Origin of the sequence: Actinocrinis sp., assembly GCF_035946395.1 — a bacterium.
GTDB lineage: Bacteria > Actinomycetota > Actinomycetes > Streptomycetales > Catenulisporaceae > Actinocrinis.
The window spans coordinates 1-18,953 of sequence record NZ_DASYZI010000427.1 but is presented as its reverse complement, the minus strand read 5'-3'; the positions used below and the strand labels follow the sequence as shown (position 1 = coordinate 18,953).

The 18,953-nt window shown below is 71.1% G+C and carries 13 protein-coding genes and 3 pseudogenes; 10 read left to right on the top strand and 6 right to left on the bottom strand.

From position 1 onward, the window contains the following. The first annotated feature begins 111 nt into the window (after positions 1-111). From VGS97_RS26980 to VGS97_RS26950, 7 genes and pseudogenes are all read left to right on the top strand, one after another. Positions 112-1,350, top strand: coding sequence for a DUF5691 domain-containing protein (locus tag VGS97_RS26980; protein WP_326856477.1), 1,239 nt, complete (start codon positions 112-114; stop codon positions 1,348-1,350). Between the two features lie 29 nt (positions 1,351-1,379). Next, positions 1,380-2,480 (top strand): AAA family ATPase, encoded by a 1,101-nt coding sequence (locus tag VGS97_RS26975; RefSeq protein WP_326856476.1) that lies wholly within the window; start codon positions 1,380-1,382, stop codon positions 2,478-2,480. Then, the gene (locus VGS97_RS26970) at positions 2,477-4,831 is read left to right on the top strand and encodes a DUF5682 family protein (protein ID WP_326856475.1); all 2,355 of its coding nucleotides are present in this window, start codon (positions 2,477-2,479) and stop codon (positions 4,829-4,831) included. The genes VGS97_RS26975 and VGS97_RS26970 overlap by 4 nt, the downstream gene beginning before the upstream one ends. Positions 4,832-4,887: 56 nt before the next feature. Continuing rightward, positions 4,888-6,072 carry a VWA domain-containing protein gene (locus tag VGS97_RS26965; protein ID WP_349262278.1) on the top strand — a complete coding sequence of 395 codons (1,185 nt, stop codon included), beginning with the start codon at positions 4,888-4,890 and terminating at the stop codon, positions 6,070-6,072. Positions 6,073-6,232: 160 nt separating this feature from the next. Beyond that, positions 6,233-7,426 (top strand): annotated as a pseudogene (gene sucC, locus VGS97_RS26960) (ADP-forming succinate--CoA ligase subunit beta); the annotation flags it as partial. Between the two features lie 14 nt (positions 7,427-7,440). After that, the gene (sucD, locus tag VGS97_RS26955; RefSeq protein ID WP_326856473.1) at positions 7,441-8,322 is read left to right on the top strand and encodes a succinate--CoA ligase subunit alpha; all 882 of its coding nucleotides are present in this window, start codon (positions 7,441-7,443) and stop codon (positions 8,320-8,322) included. A 96-nt stretch (positions 8,323-8,418) separates the two neighbouring features. Then, positions 8,419-9,576, top strand: a pseudogene (locus tag VGS97_RS26950) (DUF6350 family protein); the annotation flags it as partial. A gap of 108 nt (positions 9,577-9,684) precedes the next feature. Here VGS97_RS26950 and VGS97_RS29870 read toward each other — a convergent pair. The 4 genes from VGS97_RS29870 to VGS97_RS26935 all read right to left on the bottom strand — a co-directional run bounded on the left by VGS97_RS29870 (position 9,685) and on the right by VGS97_RS26935 (position 12,650). Beyond that, the gene (locus tag VGS97_RS29870) at positions 9,685-10,161 is read right to left on the bottom strand and encodes an RDD family protein (protein ID WP_414641846.1); all 477 of its coding nucleotides are present in this window, start codon (positions 10,159-10,161) and stop codon (positions 9,685-9,687) included. A 132-nt stretch (positions 10,162-10,293) separates the two neighbouring features. Next, positions 10,294-11,157 carry an RDD family protein gene (locus VGS97_RS26945; RefSeq protein ID WP_326856471.1) on the bottom strand — a complete coding sequence of 288 codons (864 nt, stop codon included), beginning with the start codon at positions 11,155-11,157 and terminating at the stop codon, positions 10,294-10,296. An 87-nt stretch (positions 11,158-11,244) separates the two neighbouring features. Continuing rightward, complete coding sequence (locus VGS97_RS26940; protein WP_326856470.1) at positions 11,245-11,649, bottom strand: DUF2752 domain-containing protein; 405 nt, start codon at positions 11,647-11,649, stop codon at positions 11,245-11,247. A 35-nt stretch (positions 11,650-11,684) separates the two neighbouring features. Then, complete coding sequence (locus tag VGS97_RS26935; RefSeq protein WP_326856469.1) at positions 11,685-12,650, bottom strand: hypothetical protein; 966 nt, start codon at positions 12,648-12,650, stop codon at positions 11,685-11,687. Positions 12,651-12,978: 328 nt separating this feature from the next. On the opposite strand from VGS97_RS26935, the gene purN reads away from it, so the two are divergent. Both purN and purH read left to right on the top strand, forming a co-directional pair. Then, positions 12,979-13,647: a phosphoribosylglycinamide formyltransferase gene (purN, locus tag VGS97_RS26930; protein ID WP_349262277.1), complete on the top strand. Its 669-nt coding sequence runs from the start codon at positions 12,979-12,981 to the stop codon at positions 13,645-13,647. Then, entirely contained in the window at positions 13,644-15,227 is a 1,584-nt protein-coding gene (gene purH / locus VGS97_RS26925; protein ID WP_326856467.1) for a bifunctional phosphoribosylaminoimidazolecarboxamide formyltransferase/IMP cyclohydrolase, read from the top strand. Before purN ends, purH begins: the two co-directional genes overlap by 4 nt. 65 nt (positions 15,228-15,292) lie before the next feature. Here purH and VGS97_RS26920 read toward each other — a convergent pair whose 3' ends face one another. Next, entirely contained in the window at positions 15,293-15,937 is a 645-nt protein-coding gene (locus tag VGS97_RS26920) for a DUF4190 domain-containing protein (RefSeq protein WP_326856466.1), read from the bottom strand. Positions 15,938-16,043: 106 nt separating this feature from the next. Between VGS97_RS26920 and VGS97_RS26915 the strand changes: the two genes are divergently transcribed. Then, positions 16,044-16,895 (top strand): bifunctional methylenetetrahydrofolate dehydrogenase/methenyltetrahydrofolate cyclohydrolase, encoded by an 852-nt coding sequence (locus VGS97_RS26915; RefSeq protein ID WP_326856465.1) that lies wholly within the window; start codon positions 16,044-16,046, stop codon positions 16,893-16,895. Positions 16,896-16,976: 81 nt separating this feature from the next. Here VGS97_RS26915 and glgB read toward each other — a convergent pair. Next, a pseudogene (gene glgB, locus VGS97_RS26910) lies at positions 16,977-18,953 on the bottom strand (1,4-alpha-glucan branching protein GlgB); the annotation flags it as partial.

Here is an 18,953-nt window from a genome sequence, read left to right as displayed (position 1 = left end):
CGGCCTGCTGGCTTCGGGCGGCGGGCACCCGGCGCCGCTGTTCGGCCTGTACCGCAACGGCGGGCTGACTCCGATCACGGTGTGGAGCGACGGACAGGCGGCGAGCCTCTGATGACGAACGTTGTGAACGCCGAGCTCAGTGCATTGACCGGGGCGGGGCTCGGCACTGCGGTCGGGCAGTGGGCCGAGCTGGTCTCGACCGCGCTGGTCGGCACGGACCGCCGCCCCGTTCCGGGGACGGGCGCCGGGCCGGACGGTGCCGGACGCGCTGGTGACGAACACAGTGGGCAGAAACACAGTGGCCACGAACACAGTGACCCGGCGCTCGCGCTGCTCTCCCGGGCCGCGGTTGCGGGCCTGGTGCGGCGGGTCGGCGCACCACCGGAACGGTTCGACGGCACGCTGCCCGTCCCCGCGCCGGCCGATCCGCGGCCGCTGCTGCCCGAGCCCGCCGTGCGCCGGCTACGCGCGATTCTCGACGCGTATCCGAAGTACCTGCCGGAATGGCTCGCCGCCGTCCGCGCCGCCGGATTCCGGCTGCCCGCGGTCTTCTTCCCGGCGCTGCTCGACCTCGGTCGTACCAATACCCTGATCCGCGAGGACCTCGCCCTCGTGCTCGGCGCGCCCGGCCGCTGGCTGGCCACCGCGAGCGGCACCTGGAAGTACCTGCTGCGCGAGGCCCGCGAGCAGGCGGACCCGCAGGACCGGCACAGCCCCGACCCCGACACGCGGATCTCGTACGTCGCGGGGCTTTACCTGCGCGACCCGCAGGAGGCGCGCCGGCTGATCCGCGAGACCTGGACCGCCGAACGCGTCCCGGTCAAGCTCGCGCTGCTCGCCCTGCTGACCAGGTACCCCGACCCGGCGGACCTGCCGTTCGTCGAGGGGCTGATCAAGGACCCGTCGAAGCAGGTGCGCGACGAGGCCACGCTGCTGGCCGGCGGCTTGCAGCGGCGCCGCGACAAGCCGGCCCCGCCCGCGTTCACCGCCGAGGTCGCCCGGCTGCTCACCGCCGACCGCGGCATCGGCCGTGACCTGCACAACTTCGTGATGAGCCGGGCCGACGAGCCATGGCCGCAGGACGGTGCGCTGCTGCTGCTCGACGCGCTGGCCGGCTACGGGACCCAGGGCGATCGGGCGGCCTGGTCCGGATGGATCGCCGAACAGTTGCAGACCGCCGTCGCCGACCACGCCCCGGTCTCCGCGCGCGACCGGGTCGCCGCGCTGGTCGCGAGCCAGGCCGTGACCGCGCTCGACGGCGCGGCGGCCCGGATCGACTTCGCACAGATGCTCGCCCTGCTGGACTTCCGCCGCGACATGCTCGCCGAACTGACCGTCAGACGACCCTGATAACCGATCACAGGCAGGAACCACCGATCATGACCACGCCGTTGTCCGAGTCGGCCGTCCTACGCCCGCACGCCGAGGACGCCTTCGCGCACGAACTCGACGCGCTCGCCAAGGGCGACTCCCGGCCGCGCCCGCCGCGCTGGAACCTCTCGCCCTGGGCCGTGGCCACCTACCTGCTCGGCGGGCACGCCGCGGACGGCACCGAGATCACCCCGAAGTACATCGGCCCGCGCCGGCTGATCGAAGTCGCCGTGGCGACCCTCGCCACCGACCGCGCGCTGCTGCTGCTCGGCGTGCCGGGGACCGCGAAGAGCTGGGTGTCCGAGCACCTGTCCGCGGCGGTCTGCGGCGACTCGACCCTGCTGATCCAGGGCACCGCCGGCACCTCCGAGGAGTCGATGCGCTACGGCTGGAACTACGCGCAGCTGCTCGCCCACGGCCCGTCCCGCGCCGCGCTGACCCCCTCGCCGATGATGACCGCGATGACCGGCGGGAAGGTCGCCCGGATCGAGGAGCTCACCCGCATCCCGGCCGACGTGCAGGACACGCTGATCACCATTCTGTCCGAGAAGACGCTGCCGATCCCGGAACTCGGCGACGAGGTCCAGGGGGTCAAGGGCTTCTCGGTCGTCGCGACGGCCAACGACCGCGACCGCGGCGTCAACGACCTGTCGTCCGCGCTGCGCCGCCGGTTCAACACGGTCGTGCTGCCGCTGCCGGCCACCGCCGAGGACGAGGTGCGCATCGTCACGCAGCGGGTCGCCGCGCTCGGCCGCGGTCTTGAACTGCCCGAGGTCCCGGCCGCCGCCGAGGAGATCCGCCGCGTCGTCACCGTCTTCCGCGAGCTGCGTTCCGGCGCCACCGAGGACGGGCGCACCAGGCTCAAGTCGCCCTCCGGCACCCTGTCCCCGGCCGAGGCGATTTCGGTGCTCACCGGCGGGATCGCGCTGGCCGCGCACTTCGGCGACGGCACTTTGCGCCCGCACGACGTGGCCGGCGGGATACTCGGCGCGGTGGTCAAGGACCCGTCCACCGACCCGGTCGTGTGGCGCGAGTACCTGGAGACCGTGGTGCGGCCCCGCGAGGGCTGGGCCGGTTTCTACGAGGCCTGCCGGGAGCTGTCGGCGTGACCGCCTCGTCGGTCGCCGGGGTGAACCGGTTCACCCCGGCAGTCGTTCTGTTGGGCGTAAGGCACCACGGTCCAGGTTCGGCGCGCGGGGTCGTCGCCGCCCTGGACCGGTACGAACCCGACAGGATCCTCATAGAGGGTCCGCGCGACGCCGATCCGCTCATCCCGCTGGTCGGCGCGAGCGGCATGGAACCGCCGGTAGCTCTGCTCGCCTATCGGGAGCAGGACCCGAAGGTATCGGCGTTCTGGCCGTTCGCCGCGTTCTCCCCGGAGTGGTCCGCGCTGCGATACGCCGTGAGGCGCGGCATCGAAGTCGGGTTCTGCGATCTGCCCGCCGCCGCATCCCTGGTGTGGGACAGGGACGGCAAGGGCGACGCCGGTGCCGGCGCGGACGGGGAGTCGGATCGGGACCAGGCCGGGGATGGTCCCGATCCGATCGCGCGGCTCGCCGAGGCGGCGGGCTACGGCGACTCGGAGGCGTGGTGGGAGGACGTCGTCGAGCACCGGGACACGGGCGGGGAACCCTTCGCGGCCTTCGCCGCCATAGCCGACGCAATGGCGGCTGTCCGGGAGGGGCAGCCGACCCCGCCACGCGACGCGCTGCGGGAAGCGCACATGCGTTCGGTGCTTCGCGCAGCGCTCGCCGACGGTGCGAAGCGCGTCGCAGTGATCTGCGGTGCCTATCACGTTCCGGCCTTGTCGGGCATCGGCGACGGACGCGACGCCGAGCCGCTGCCCGCCGCCGCCGACGACGCGCTGCTGGCCCGGATTCCCAAGCCGACAAAGGCGAACGCGACCGCGCTGACCTGGGTGCCGTGGACGCACAGCAGGCTGTCCTACTACTCCGGTTATGGCGCGGGCATCGGCTCGCCCGGCTGGTACCAGCACCTGTTCGAGACCGGTGACCACGTCACAGAGCGCTGGCTCGTCATGGTCGCCGAACTACTGCGCGCCGAACGGCACCCGGTCTCGTCCGCGCACCTGATCGAGGCGACCCGGCTGGCCGAGTCCCTCGCCGCGCTGCGCGGCCGCCCGACGCCCGGCCTGGCCGAGCTGACCGAGGCCACGATCGCCGTGCTCTGCGAAGGGCGCGAGGAGCCGCTCGGCCTGATCAGCCGGGAGCTGGTCGTCGGTGAGATATTGGGCAGCGTGCCCTCCGGCGTGCCGACCGTGCCATTGGCGGCGGACCTGGCACGTGAGGCCAAACGGCTGCGGCTGCCCAGGGCCGCCACCGACAAGCAGTACGACCTCGACCTGCGCAACCCGAACGACCTCGGCAGATCAAAGCTCTTCCACCGGCTCGGCCTGCTCGGCGTCGACTGGGCCGTCGGCGTCGGCTCCCGCTCCACCGGCACCTTCCGCGAATCGTGGCAGGTGGCCTGGGAACCGATGTTCGAGGTCAGACTCGTCGAGGCCGCGGTGTGGGGCACCACGGTGCAGGCCGCCGCCACCGCGAAGGCGCTGGACAGCGCCGCGCAGACGGAGACCCTCGGCTCGCTCACCGTCCTGGTCGAGCGGTGCCTGACCGCCGACCTGCCGGACGCCGTCGACCCGCTGATAGCGCGGTTGCAGAACCGGGCCGCGCTCGACACCGACATCGCCGACCTGGCCACCGCGCTGCCGCCGCTCGCCAATATCCTGCGATACGGCGACGTGCGCGGCACCCGCGCGGACGGCCTGACGACCGTCGTCAACGGCATCGCGGTACGCATCGCGATCGGCCTGCCTCCGGCGTGCGTCGCAGTGGACGACGACGCGGCCCGCGCCCTGGCCCCCGCGCTCGGCAAGGTGCACGCGGCGATCGAGATCCTCGACGACACCGCGATCCGCGAGCCGTGGAAGCAGGCGCTGCGCCAGGTCGCCGACCTCGGCGGCGCGGGAGCCAACGGCCTGCTGGTCGGCCGGGCCACCCGCCTGCTGCGGGACGCGGGCGCCTTCGGCGCCGAGGACGTGGCCACCCGGATGGGCAGGGCCCTGTCACGCGGCGCCGAGCCGCCCGAGGCGGCCGGCTGGCTGGAGGGCTTCCTCGCCGGGTCGGGGCTCGTGCTCGCGCACGACAGGACCCTGCTGCGGCTCATCGACCACTGGCTCGCCGGCCTCGAAGCGGACCGGTTCGAACAGGTGCTGCCGCTGCTGCGGCGCACCTTCGCCACCTTCACCGAGCCGGAACGGCGCACCATCGGCGACCGCGCCGCGCACCTGGGCGACGCGGAGGGCGCAGCCGACTCGTCCGAAGCCGCGTTGCCGACCGGAATCGCGGCGGACTGGGTCGCGGCCGCGCTGCCCACCATGCATCTCCTGCTCACCGGACAGACCCTGCCCACCTCGTCGCCCCTGGAGCCCGCGCCGTGACAGTGTTCTTCGACGACGCAGCGCCCCTCAACGACGCAGCGCCCTCCGACAACACAGTGCCCGCGGGCGAGCGGCTACGTCGCTGGCGGCTCGTCCTCGGCGGTGAGGCGGACGGCTCCTGCGGCGGCCTCGGCGAGCGCGACCAGCGCATGGACAACGCGCTCGACGCCCTCTACGCGGCCGGTGCCAACAACGGCGCGGGCCGGTCCCGCGGCGCCTCCGGCGGCGAGCGCAGTGCTGGCCTCCAGGCTTCGGCGCCCAACGTGGCCAGGTGGCTCGGCGACATCCGCGAGTTCTTCCCCAGCTCCGTCGTGCAGGTGATGCAGCGCGACGCGGTGGACCGGCTCAATCTGCGCCAGCTGCTGCTCGAACCGGAGCTGCTCGGCGCGGTCGAGCCCGACGTCCACCTCGTCGGCACCCTGATCTCCCTCAACCGGCTGATGCCCGAGGAGACCAAGCAGACCGCGCGGCAGATCGTGCGTACCGTCGTCGAGGACCTGGAGCGGCACCTCGCGCAGGGCTTCCGCGCCGCCGTCACCGGCGCGCTCAACCGGGCCGCGCGCACCAACCGGCCGCGGCCGCAGGACATCGACTGGAACCGGACCATCCGTGCCAACCTCAAGCACTACCAGCCCGAGTACCGCACGGTCGTCCCCGAACGCCTCATCGGCTACGCTCGCGCCGCCAGGGCCGTCAAACGCGACGTGATCCTGGCCGTCGACCAGTCCGGTTCGATGGCCGCGTCCGTCGTCTACGCCTCGCTGTTCGGCGCGGTGCTCGCCTCCATGAAGGCGCTCAAGACCTCGCTCGTGGTCTTCGACACCGCCGTCGTCGACCTGACACCCGAGATCGAAGACCCGGTGGACGTCCTGTTCGGTACACAGCTCGGCGGCGGCACCGACATCAACCGGGCCATCGCGTACTGCCAGTCGCTGATCACCCGGCCCGTCGACACGGTCTTCGTGCTGGTCTCCGATCTCTACGAAGGCGGGATACGCGACGAGATGCTGCGTCGCGTCGCCGAGATGACCGGCGCCGGAGTGCAGTGCGTCGTGCTGCTCGCGTTGTCCGACGAGGGTGCGCCCTCCTACGACCAACGCAACGCCGCGGCGCTCGCCGAACTCGGCGTCCCCGCGTTCGCCTGCACCCCTGACCGCTTCGGCCCGCTGATGGCCGCGGCCATCGAGCGCCGCGACCTGTCCCCGTTCGCGGCGCGGTCCGGGTCTGGCGCAGCGCCCTGATCACGACCCCGGATCACGTCCGGCTTCCGGACGGCAATGTGGTAGACGGACATCACACCTTCTCGATTACTGGCGGTTAACCGAAGCGGGATAACCTCGTACCAGCTTCCAAGGCCGGGGACGAGCAGCCGCCCCGAGCCGCTCAGTCTCCGAGGACGGACGCGTGGATCTTTTCGAGTACCAGGCGAGGGACATCTTCGCCAAGCACGGTGTGCCGGTGCTGCCGGCGGAAGTCGCCGGGACGCCCGACGAGGCGCAGGCGGCCGCGGCCCGGCTGGGCGGCAGGACGGTGGTCAAGGCCCAGGTCAAGACCGGGGGCCGGGGCAAGGCCGGCGGGGTGAAGCTGGCTGCCGACCCCGCGGACGCGCGGGCCAAGGCCGAGCAGATCCTCGGCATGGACATCAAGGGCCACACCGTGCACAAGGTGATGCTCGCGGTCACCGCGCAGATCGAGGCCGAGTACTACGTCTCCTTCCTGCTGGACCGGGCCAACCGCACCTTCCTGGCGATGGCCTCGGTCGAGGGCGGCATGGAGATCGAGGAGATCGCGGTCACCAAGCCCGAGGCGCTGGCGAGGATCCCGGTCGACGCGACCGTCGGCGTGACCGCCGAGAAGGCCCGCGAGATCGTCGCCGCGGCGAAGTTCCCGGCCGACGTCGCCGACCAGGTCGCCGAGGTGCTGCAAAGCCTGTGGACGGTCTTCGTCAAGGAAGACGCGCTGCTCGTCGAGGTCAACCCGCTGGTCAGGACCGCCGACGGCAAGATCGTCGCGCTCGACGGCAAGGTGACCCTCGACGCCAACGCCGACTTCCGCCAGGCCGGGCACGCCGCGCTGGAGGACAAGGCCGCCGCACACCTCTCGGCGGCACAGGCGCTGGAGGCCAAGGCCAAGGAGAAGCACCTCAACTACGTCAAGCTGGACGGCGAGGTCGGCATCATCGGCAACGGCGCCGGCCTGGTCATGTCGACCCTCGACGTGGTCGCCTACGCCGGTGAGGCGCACGGCGGCGTCAAGCCCGCCAACTTCCTGGACATCGGCGGCGGCGCGTCCGCCGAGGTGATGGCCAACGGCCTGGAGATCATCCTGGGCGACCCGGCGGTCAGGTCGGTGTTCGTGAACGTCTTCGGCGGCATCACCGCCTGTGACGCGGTGGCCAACGGCATCGTGCAGGCCTTCGCGCTGCTGGACTCGCGCGGCGAGGCGGTCGGCAAGCCGCTGGTGGTCCGGCTCGACGGCAACAACGCCGAACTCGGCCGCAAGATCCTGACCGAGGCCGCGCTGCACGGCCTTGAGCAGGTCGACACCATGGACGGCGCCGCGGCCCGCGCGGCCGAGCTCGCCGCGGCGAAGTAGGGGAGTGACGAACGATGGCCATCTTCCTCGACGAGAACTCGAAGATCATCGTGCAGGGCATGACCGGCTCCGAGGGCATGAAGCACACCAGGCGCATGCTCGCCTCGGGCTCGAAGATCGTCGGCGGGGTCAATCCGCGCAAGGCCGGGGAGAAGGTGGAGATCGACGGCGTGTCGATCCCCGTCTTCGGCACCGTGGCCGAGGCGATCCGGGAGACCGGGGCGGACGTCTCGGTCGTCTTCGTCCCGCCGGCCTTCGCCAAGGGCGCGGTGATCGAGGCGATCGACGCGGACATCCCGCTCGCGGTCGTCATCACCGAGGGCATCCCGGTGCACGACTCCACCGAGTTCTGGGCCTACGCGCAGGGCAAGAAGACCAGGATCATCGGCCCGAACTGCCCGGGTCTGATCAGCCCCGGGAAGTCCAACGCGGGCATCATCCCGGCCGACATCGCCAGGGCCGGGAAGATCGGCCTGGTGTCCAAGTCCGGCACGCTGACCTACCAGATGATGTACGAGCTGCGTGACCTCGGCTTCTCCAGCGCGGTCGGCATCGGCGGCGACCCGGTGATCGGCACCACGCACATCGACGCGCTCCAGGCGTTCCAGGACGACCCGGAGACCGCCGCGATCGTGATGATCGGCGAGATCGGCGGCGACGCCGAGGAGCGGGCCGCCGCGTACATCAAGGAGAACATCACCAAGCCGGTCGTCGGTTACGTCGCCGGCTTCACCGCGCCCGAGGGCAAGACCATGGGCCACGCCGGCGCGATCGTCTCCGGCTCGTCCGGCACCGCGCAGGCGAAGAAGGAAGCCCTGGAGGCTTCCGGGGTCCAGGTCGGCAAGACGCCGTCCGAGACCGCGCGGCTGATGCGGGAGATCATCGAGGCGCTGTAACGCCGGGTTGCTTTCAACCGAGCTGCTACGCAGGCGCGCTCGTCCGAGTGAAGGGCGGGCGCGCCTGCTGCGTTACCGCGTATTGGCGCGGTCAGCATGGGTCGCATGGCCGACAGTCCGCAGCCACCCGTCGACGCGCCGCCGCAGTCCCCAGCGCAGGCCCTCAGCAACGCGGTGCACGTCCTCACCAGTTCGGCGCAGGACTTCGCCGACCACGCGTCCGATCTGACCATCGGCGCTGCCGCCGCGGTCGTCGTGACCGCGCTCGGCTGGCTGGTGGCCGCCGCGCTGACCCTCGCCGTCTGGGCGATGGCCGCTCCCGCGAACGGTTCGTACGCCGCACCGCTGCACGTCGCGGGGCAACTGTGGCTCGCCGCGCACCACGTGCTGCTCCAGACTCCTGACGGTCCGTTCGGCCTGTCCCCGTTAGGCTTCACCGTCCTGCCGGTCATCGCGCTGATCCTGGCCGGCCGGTACGCAGCCCGCCACTTCGACGCCGGGCTTTGGGCGCTCGCCTCGGTGGTCGCCTGCTATCCGCTCGCCGCGCTTACCATCGCGTGGAGCGCCGCCGCCGGAGCGCTGCACGCCGACATCGGCGCCGCGGCGGCCTATCCGTGCCTGATCGCCGCCTGCGGTTTCGGCGCGGGTCTGCTCAGCGTGCGCGCGCCGCGCCTCGACCGGTGGGCCGCCACCGCGCTGCGGGCCGCTGTCGCCGCCCTGGCCGTGCTCCTCGCCGGTGCGGCCCTGCTCACCACGCTCGCTGTGTGCCTGCGCTTCACGGACGTCGTCCACCTTGGCAACGCCATCGGCCAGGGGACCGCCGGGGACTTCGGACTGTTCCTGATCGACCTGGCCCTGGTGCCCAACCTGCTGGTCTGGGCGCTGGGCTTCGCCGCCGGACCGGGCTTCGTGGTCGGCCAGGGCTCGTCGATCTCGGTGGCCGGATCGGTGCACGGCGCCCTGCCCGGGCTGCCGCTGATGCAGGCCGTGCCGCACGCCGGAGCGCACAGCCTGTGGCTCGCCCTGGTCTTCGCGATCCCGCTGGCGGCCGGCGCCGTCACGGTCCTGATCATCGGATCGTCGGTGCGCGGTCTGGCCGAGCGCGCGGCCGCGCTCGGCACGGCGGTCCCGGCGGTCGGCGCGGTCGCCGGAGCCGGGGCCGTGCTCTCCGGCGGGCCGGTCGCCGCCGGGACGATGTCGGCCGTGGGCCCGGTGCCGTGGCAGGTCGGGCTGGCCGTGCTGGGCGAGCTCGCGTTCGTGACGGTCTGCGGATTCGGGCTCTGGTACGCCATCGACTACGGCCGCGGCTACGTCGACCGGCCGCAGCCGCAGTCCCAGCCAGATTCGCAGCCGCAGCGCCAGCTATCGGGCGTGGGCGCCGGGTTGACGGATGGTCAGCACGATGGTTCCGCACAGCTTGTCGGCGAAGGTCTGGCTCTCGCGGTCCCAGAGCGGCCAGAGGAAGCCGAGCAGCCATGGCAGATCGAGCAGGTGGGCGGCGTAGTGCCCGAGAGCGAGCCCGCGGCCGGGAGGCCGGCCGCTCTCCCGCCGCACGATGCGGACGCCGAAGACACGCTGCCCGAGGCTGGAGCCGGTGACGCCCTGCCGGGACAGGTTCAGGCACCAGATGAGCAGCGTGATCAGGACCCCGACGACGAGGTACCTGTCGTCCGGGCCGCCGCGGACCGCGTAGGTGTTGGGATCGACGGTGACGGGGGAGCCGGTGGCGTCGGCGAGGATGAGCCCGAAGCCGTATCCGGGAGCCGCGATGAGCGCGTCGAGCAGAGCGCTGCCGAGCCGAGCGCCCCATGATGCGTAGGCGGTGTGGGCGACGTGCACCGTGTACGCAGGTACGCCGCTGAACGGCGCGTAAGAGCTATACGCGTCGTGCTGCTGCTCATATCCGCTTTGTGAACTGTAGGACACGCTCCGAGACCGTACCGGTTCGAGGGAGCGCGTGGCCACGGCGCATTACCGCGTTTTCACGACCACTGATCTGGCGGCCTTGTCGGACCAGGTCTGGTGCTTGCGATCCCACAGCGGCCACAGCAGGTTCAGCACGCCGGGCACGAGGCAGGCGACCCAGAGGATCCAGTTGAGGAACAGCCGTAGAAAGCCCCGTCCGGCGCCGATCGGCTGGCCGTCGGCGAGCCGGGCCAGCCGGATGCCCACGACCCGCTTTCCGTAGGACTGCCCGCCGCGCCCCGCGCGGACCGCGTTGAGGACCGCCCACACCAGCCCGGCCAGGGCGACGAGGCCGAAAACCACGTCGATCGTCTTGCTGCGGGTGCCTCCGGCGATCCAGCCCGCCGCGATCGCCACACCGTTGTCCAGGATGAAGGCCATGGCCCGCTGGCCCCAGTCCGCCAGCGGCGGCATGCCCGGCGGCAGGTCACTCGCCGGATACCCGTAGGGCTGGCCGTACTGCGGCGGCGCAGGGGCCGCCTGGTACGGCCCGGAGTACTGTCCGGCGTACTGCTCGGAGCCGCTGTATTGAGGCTGCTGCTGGCTGTACGGCGGTTGCTGGCCGTACTGGTGCTGCTGCTGGTACGGCGACTGCTGCGGTCCCTGCTGCATGCCGCCAGGCGCCGGGAATCCGCCCTGTGGTTGCCCGGGAGCGCCGGGGATCGCGTCCTGTACCGGGCCCTGGGCCGGGTCGCCAGTCGGTGGCAACGGCGGGGGGACCGCCGAGTACGCGGTCTCGCCGACGTCGTCCGCTCGTGGTTTGTCCCCGAGGCTCTTGAGCGCGTCGTGCGCCTCGTCGCCGGGCCGCTCGGGTTCGGCCTGCGGCTCTTGGGGACGGGGCTCTTCGGGCTGGTTCGGTGTCGTACTCATCTGGGCCTCCTGCCGACGTGTGCGGCTCTCTCACACATCGTCAGGGTTTGCCCTGATGTCCACATTTTCCAATAGACTGAACGGGTATTAACTCAGAAAGCCGAATCGGTGCAGCTCCCAGAGCCACGAAGCCACCAGCAGCACCGTCCCGCCGATCCACAGCACTCTCGGCGGCAGCCGCACCATCGTCATGATCGGATCGACGGCCAGCAGCGGCGCGGCCAGGAACACCAGCGCCGCCACCACGGTCGCCGGATTGGCCGCCAGCGCGGCGTACCAATGGCCCGCGCCCGCCTCCATGAACACCGTGGTCGACCCGCAGAACGGGCACGGCACGCCGGTCAGCCTGCGCAGCGGGCACAGCGACCCCGGGTCGTGGTTCTGGTGTACCCAGGCCGCCGCGACCGACGACACGGCCACTAGCCCGAGCCGGGCTACTGAGGCCTTGGGCGCCCTGACGCTGCGTACCAGACCGACTGCGCGTCTGGGCATCGGGGACGTGTACGACACGTACGACATGGACACCGTCACGGCTTGAAGGTCATCGAGTTGTCGAACTGCTGCTGGCACTGGTTCTGCCCGGCGATGGTGTTCGCCGCGCGCATGCAGTTCGAGAGGTCCCGCAGCTGCGGGTAGAAGACCAGCGAGAAGGCCACGATCGCCACCGCGATCAGCGTGGAGATGCCGCCCCACACCACCGAGGCCACCGCCTCCGGCGCGCGCTGCGACTGCCGCGCCGCGTCACGCTGCGCAAACGCCCCCAGCCACAGGCCGCCCAGCGACATCAGCAGTGCGATGACCGCCCCGATCAGCCAGGCCGGGAAATTCCGGTAGCCGTTCAGCAGTGTGATCAGCACGCACGCCGCGCCGCCCAGCGCCAGGCCGCGTGCCCAGCGGGTGCGCAAGCTCAGCGGCGGACGTTTCCCTGGCTCCTCGCGCCGCTGCGGCTGCTGCTGGCGGTGATCCGAACGCTGGTCATGGCCGGGCTGGTTCGGTCCTGGCTGCTGCCCGTAACGGTTCGGATCGAGCCACGGCGTCTGCTGTGGCGAGTCGCCAGCGGGACCGGCCGGACCTGCGTTGGCCGGGCGCTCGGGATTGGGCGGCGCCTGCCCGGTCCACGGCGGGACCGCGGGCGGCTGCTCCGGGCGCGCCCCGGGAGCCTGATCCGGCCAGTTCGCCTGGTCGGCGTTCGGCGGCGGAAGCGGTGGCGCCGGAGGCTGCGGCCAGGTCTGCGGCGGCGGGAAGTCCTGCGGCACAGGGCCGGGCCGCCCGAGGAACCACGGCGCCGGCGCTGGCTGATCGGCGGCCCACTGCGGCGTGCCGTCGGTCTGCGTGCCCTGTGTTTGTTTGTCCCGGGCTTGTTCGTCCTGTGCCTGCTTGTCCTGGGTCTGCGTGCCTTGGGCGCCCTGCCTCGGCGATCCCTGCGCGTGCTCGGACGAGGAGCGACCGTCGTCGTTCTCGGGGGAGTCCTGGCGGGATGGGGCGTCGGTCACTGTCTTCCGCTCCGTCGTCACGGGAAGGTCAAACGCCGCGTCCGGCATGGCCGCCGGCGGGGATAGCGCCTGTTCGATTGGTCCCCTCACGGTACCGCTAGCTATCGTTGCTCACATCCCACTCGCCCGCCCAAGATCCATGCCGACAACCGGACCGGGCGACACCTCATCGTCGACCGGACTGAATCAACTGGTCTGAAAGGACGCCGCGGTCGTGGCTTCCCCAACCGAACAGTCAGCCCCAACTGCACTGTCATCATCAACTGCACTGTCATCATCAACAGCACCGTCACCGTCGACCGATCCCACGCGCTATCCGCCCCCGCCGATTCCGCCGGCCCGGCTCGTCGTGCTGGTCTCCGGCACCGGGAGCAACCTCCAGGCGCTGCTCGACGCCTCGGCCGATCCGTCGTACGGCGCCACAGTCGTCGCCGTCGGCGCCGATCGGGACGGCATCCTCGCCCTCAAGCGCGCCGAAGACGCCGCGGTGCCCACCTTCGTGCGCCGAGTGCGCGACTATCCCGACCGGCTCGCCTGGGACCGCGCGTTGCGCGACGAAGTCGTCCGGCACGCCCCCGACCTGGTCGTCTGCGCCGGCTTCATGAAGCTGCTCGGCCCGGACTTCCTCGCCGCGTTCGGCGGACGCACCGTGAACACGCATCCCGCGCTGCTGCCGTCCTTCCCGGGCGTGCACGGCGCGCGTGACGCCCTCGCCTACGGCGTCAAGGTGACCGGCTGCACACTGTTCGCGGTCGCTGCGGGCATCGACGACGGCCCGATCATCGCTCAGGCCGCCGTTCCGGTCGAGGACGGCGACGACGAGACCGGCCTGCACGAGCGGATCAAGGTCGCCGAGCGGCGGCTGCTGGTCGAGCAGGTCGGCCGGATGGTCCGCGAGGGCTGGACCATCTCCGCGGGCGTTTCCCCTGCCGATGCCGACGATGCCCCCGTCGGCGACCGGCCTCCCATCGGCAACCGGAAGGTGACCATCCCGTGAGCACCCAGCTCCCCATCCGTCGCGCGCTGGTCAGCGTGTACGACAAGACCGGGCTCCAGGAGCTCGCGCGCGGACTGCACGCCGCCGGCGTCTCGATCGTCTCCACCGGCAGCACGGCCGCCCGGATCGCCGCCGCGGGCGTGCCGGTCACCGAAGTCGCCGCGCTGACCGGCTTCCCCGAGTGCCTCGACGGCCGGGTCAAGACCCTGCACCCGAAGGTGCACGCCGGGATCCTGGCCGACCGCCGACTGCCCGACCACGTCCGGCAGCTCGACGAGCTCGGCATCGAACCCTTCGACCTGGTCGTCTCGAACCTCTACCCGTTCACCGACACGGTCGCCTCCGGCGCCGCGCCCGACGAGTGCGTCGAGCAGATCGACATCGGCGGGCCGTCGATGGTGCGCGCCGCAGCCAAGAATCACCCGAGCGTCGCGATCGTGGTCGATCCGGCCCGCTACGCCGACGTGCTGGCCGCGCTGGACAACGGCGGCTTCACACTGGAGCAGCGCAAGCGGCTGGCGGCCGAGGCCTTCGCGCACACCGCCGCGTACGACGCGGCCGTCGCGTCGTGGTTCGCCTCCGTTTACGCACCGGCCGACGACTCACCGTTCCCGGACTTCGTCGCCCCGACGTACACACGCAAGGCGATGCTGCGTTACGGCGAGAACCCGCACCAGGCCGCCGCGCTTTACCTCGGTGGTGGCGCCGAAGGCGACAGCCTCGCAACTGCGGAGCAGCTGCACGGCAAGGAGATGTCCTTCAACAATTACGTGGATACCGACGCGGCACTGCGCGCGGCCTACGACTTCGCCGAGCCCTGCGTCGCGATCGTCAAGCACGCCAACCCCTGCGGTATCGCCGTCGCCCGGGTGTCTGATGGCGGACAGCACGGCGACATCGCCGAGGCGCACCGCAAGGCGCACGCCTGCGATCCGGTTTCCGCGTTCGGCGGGGTGATCGCCTCCAACCGGCCGGTGACCGCTGAGATGGCCCACCAGGTCTCCGAGGTCTTCACCGAGGTGATCGTCGCCCCCGGCTACGAGGACGGCGCGGTGGAAATACTGTCCGCCAAGAAGAACATCAGACTGCTGCGCACCACGTCGCAGGCCCGGCGGGTGACCGACTACCGGCAGATCACCGGCGGCATGCTGATGCAGGCCGGGGACAACTTCCAGGCCCCCGGCGACGATCCGGCGAACTGGCGGCTCGCCGCGGGCCGGGCCGCCGACCCCGACACGCTCGCCGACCTGGTCTTCGCCTGGCGCGCGGTGCGCTCGGTCAAGTCGAACGCCATCCTGCTGGCCTCCGGCGGCGCCGCGGTGGGCGTCGGGATGGGACAGGTCAACCGGGTGGACTCGGCGCGGCTCGCGGTCACCCGGGCCGGGGACCGCGCGGCCGGGTCGGTGGCCGCCTCCGACGCGTTCTTCCCGTTCTCGGACGGCCTTGAGATCCTGCTCGCGGCCGGGGTGCGGGCCGTGGTCCAGCCCGGCGGCTCAGTGCGAGACGCCGAGTCGCTCGCCGCGGCCGAGGCCGCAGGCGTGACCATGTACCTCACCGGAACACGGCACTTCGCACACTGAGGCCCGGTACTTCTCGACTGGGGTACTCCCCGACAGGGCGCCCTCGGCGCACGAGCCGGCAAACGCTAGTTGCCGAGGACGCCCTGCCGGATGCACTGGTCGTACGCCGTGGTGTTCCCGTTTGGGCTTGAGCTCGGGTCGTACTGCGCGCAGTTGGACACGGTGTGCACGAACCACACGATCAGGACGATCTCGATCGCGTTGACGATGATCGCGATGATCGACGTGACCAGCCCGGAGATCGCCATGCCACGCCCGCCTGCCTCACGGCGGTTCGCCTTCCGCAGCGCGATGATCGAGAAGATCAGGCCGACGATCCCGATGACGCCGCCGATGTAAAAGAGCGACGTGACCGCGCCCACGATGCCGAGCACCATCCCGGTGACCGCCATGCCCTTGGGCAGCTCCTGTGGCGCGCCGGGCATCATCGGATACGGATAGCCGTAGCTCTGATAAGGCGTGTACGCCGCGTTCGGCGGCTGTGCGTATCCGGGGTTCTGTGCATATCCGGGGTTCTGCGCGTAGCCCGGGTTCTGTCCGTATCCGGGGTCCGCGTATCCAGGGCTCGCGTATCCGGGTCCGGGAGTCGGCGTCGATGTCGGATACACCGACGTCGGCGGCACGTCCGGCGGTGACATCGGCGGTACCGCTGCGGGCTGGTCCGAAGGCTCGCTCGGCGATACGGGCACGGACTCGAATGACTCGGACACTGCGTCCCCCTGACGACTCTCCGGACACGTAGGACACGTAATAGCACGTACTCAGCGCGCGGAGTCTACTCGTAGTCCGTTGATCGCATCTGAGAGAATGAATCTCATGACCGCGACGATTCTGGACGGCTGGCTGACCGCGGACGAGATCCGCCAGGACCTTGCCAAGCGCGTGCAAGCGCTGGCCGAGCGCGGGATCGTGCCCGGCCTCGGCACGATTCTGGTCGGCGACGATCCGGGATCGCACTCCTACGTGACCATGAAGCACCGCGACAGCCGGAAGATCGGCATCAACTCGATCGACCGCCGGCTGCCCGCCGACGCCACGCAGGAGCAGGTCGAACAGGCAGTCGCCGAGCTCAACGCCGACCCGGACTGCCACGCTTACCTGGTCCAGCTCCCGCTGCCCAAGGGCCTTGACGAGTTCCGCGTGCTGGAACGGGTCGACCAGGCCAAGGACGCGGACGGACTACACCCGCTGAGCCTCGGCAAGCTCGTACTCGGCGAGCCGACACCGCTGCCCTGCACCCCGTACGGGATCGTCGTGCTGCTGCGCCGCTTCGGCGTCGGGCTGAACGGCGCCGAGGTGGTCGTCATCGGCCGCGGCATCACCGTCGGGCGGCCGCTCGGGCTGATCCTGACCCGCAGGTCAGAGAACGCCACCGTCACGCTCTGCCACACCGGGACCCGCGACCTGGCCGGGCACACCAGGCGCGCGGACATCGTCGTCGCCGCCGCCGGTGTCCCCGGGCTCCTCACGCCCGACATGGTCAAGCCCGGTGCCGCCGTCCTCGACGTCGGCGTCTCGCACGTCGACGGCAAGCTCGCCGGAGACGTCGCCCCCGGCGTCGCCGAGGTCGCCGGATTCCTCTCGCCCAACCCCGGCGGCGTCGGTCCGATGACCCGCGCCCTGCTGCTCACCAACGTCGTCGAGGCCGCCGAGCGCTCCCTGGGCTAGCCGCGGCTCGCCCGGCTCGCTCTCACCCCGCTCACCCGTACTCTGCTCGTCCTCGTCCTCGTCCTCGATCCGACGCGGCGTCAGCCACAGCGCGCCAAGCGGCGGAACACGCAACCACGCCCGCGCCGGCCAGCCGTCCTGGCCTTCGGCGATGGCGTGCACCGCACCGAAGTTGCCCACGCCCGAGCCGCCGTACTGCCCGGCGTCGGTGTTGAGCACCTCGTCCCACACCACCGCGCGATCGGTGTCCCACGGCAACGGCAGTGAGTACCCCTCCCACGGCACGCCCGCGAAGTTCGCGACGCAGACCAGCGGTGTGCCGTCGTTGGACCATCGTACGAACGCGAACACGTTGTGATCCGCGTCGTTGGCCGCCAGCCAGGAGAAGCCGCTGCCGGAGGTGTCCTGCTCCCACAGCGCGGGATGCGCGCGGTAGACCGCGTTGAGGTCCTGCACCAGGCGGAAGACGCCGCGGTGCTCCGGGTAGTCCAGCAGCCACCAGTCCAGGCCGCTCTGTTCGGACCACTCCGCGTCCTGGGCGAACTCGCTGCCGGAGAACAGCAGCTGCTTGCCCGGGTGCGCCCACATGAAGGCCAGGTACGCGCGCAGGTTCGCCAGCTGCTGCCAGCGGTCGCCAGGCATCTTGCGCAGCAGCGAGCCCTTGCCGTGCACCACCTCGTCGTGACTGATCGGCAGGATGAAGTTCTCGGTGAACGCGTACATCAGCGAGAACGTCATCCGGTTGTGGTGGTGGCTCCGGTTGATCGGCTCCTCGCGCACGTAGCCGAGCGAGTCGTGCATCCAGCCCATGTTCCACTTGAAGCCGAAGCCGAGGCCGTTGGTCCCGGTGCCCTCGATGTGCTGGTCGGTCGGCCGGGTCACGCCGGGCCAGGCGGTGGACTCCTCGGCGGACACCACGACGCCCGGCACCCGCTTGTACACGGTCGCGGTCAGCTCCTGTAGGAAGGAGACCGCCTCCAGGTTCTCCCGCCCGCCGTAAGCGTTCGGGTGCCAGTGCCCGTCCTCACGCGAGTAGTCGAGGTAGAGCATCGACGCGACCGCGTCCACCCGCAGCCCGTCGATGTGCATCTCCTCGCACCAGAACAGCGCCGAGGCGACCAGGAAGTTGCGCACCTCGCGGCGTCCGTAGTCGAAGACCAGCGTGCCCCAGTCCGGGTGCTCGCCGCGCCAGGGATCGGGATGCTCGTACAGCGGCGTGCCGTCGAACTCGGCCAGCGCCCACGCGTCCTTCGGGAAGTGCGCCGGCACCCAGTCGATGATGACGCCGATCCCGGCCTCGTGCAGCGCGTCGACCAGGGCGCGGAAGTCGTCCGGCGTGCCCAGCCGCGCCGTCGGCGCGAAGTATGAAGAAACCTGATAACCCCACGATCCGCCGAACGGATGCTCGGTCGGCGGCAGGAACTCCACGTGCGTAAAGCCGAGCTCGTTCAGGTAAGGCGGCAACTGCTCCGCCAAGCCGCGGTAATCCAGCCCAGGGCGCCAGGACGCGAGGTGCAGTTCGTACACGGACATCGGCGCGCGGTACGGATCCCACTTCGCGCGCCGGTCCAGCCACTGCGAGTCGGACCACTCGTAGTGCGACTCATCGACGATCGAGGCGTTCGCCGGAGGATGCTCGCACCGGCGGGCCAGCGGATCAGCCTTCTGCCGCCACACCCCGTCGCGGCCGAGGATCTCGTACTTGTATCGCGCGCCGGTGCCGACCCCGGGCACGAACAGTTCCCACACACCGCTGGAGCCCATCGATCGCAGCGGATGGCTGGTGCCGTTCCAGTAGTTGAAGTCGCCGACGACGCGCACGCCGCGCGCGTTGGGCGCCCACACCGCGAAGGATGTGCCCACCGGCGCTTCGAACGGTGAGCCCGTACCGGCAGGCGCGTCGAAGCGGCGCACCCGCGAGCCGAGCACCTCCCACAGCTGCTCGTGCCGGCCCTCACCGATCAGGTGCAGATCGATCTCGCCGAGTGTCGGCAGGAAGCGGTACGGATCGTCGGTCTCGACGGTCGCGTCGCCGTACCCGATCTCCAGCCGGTAGTC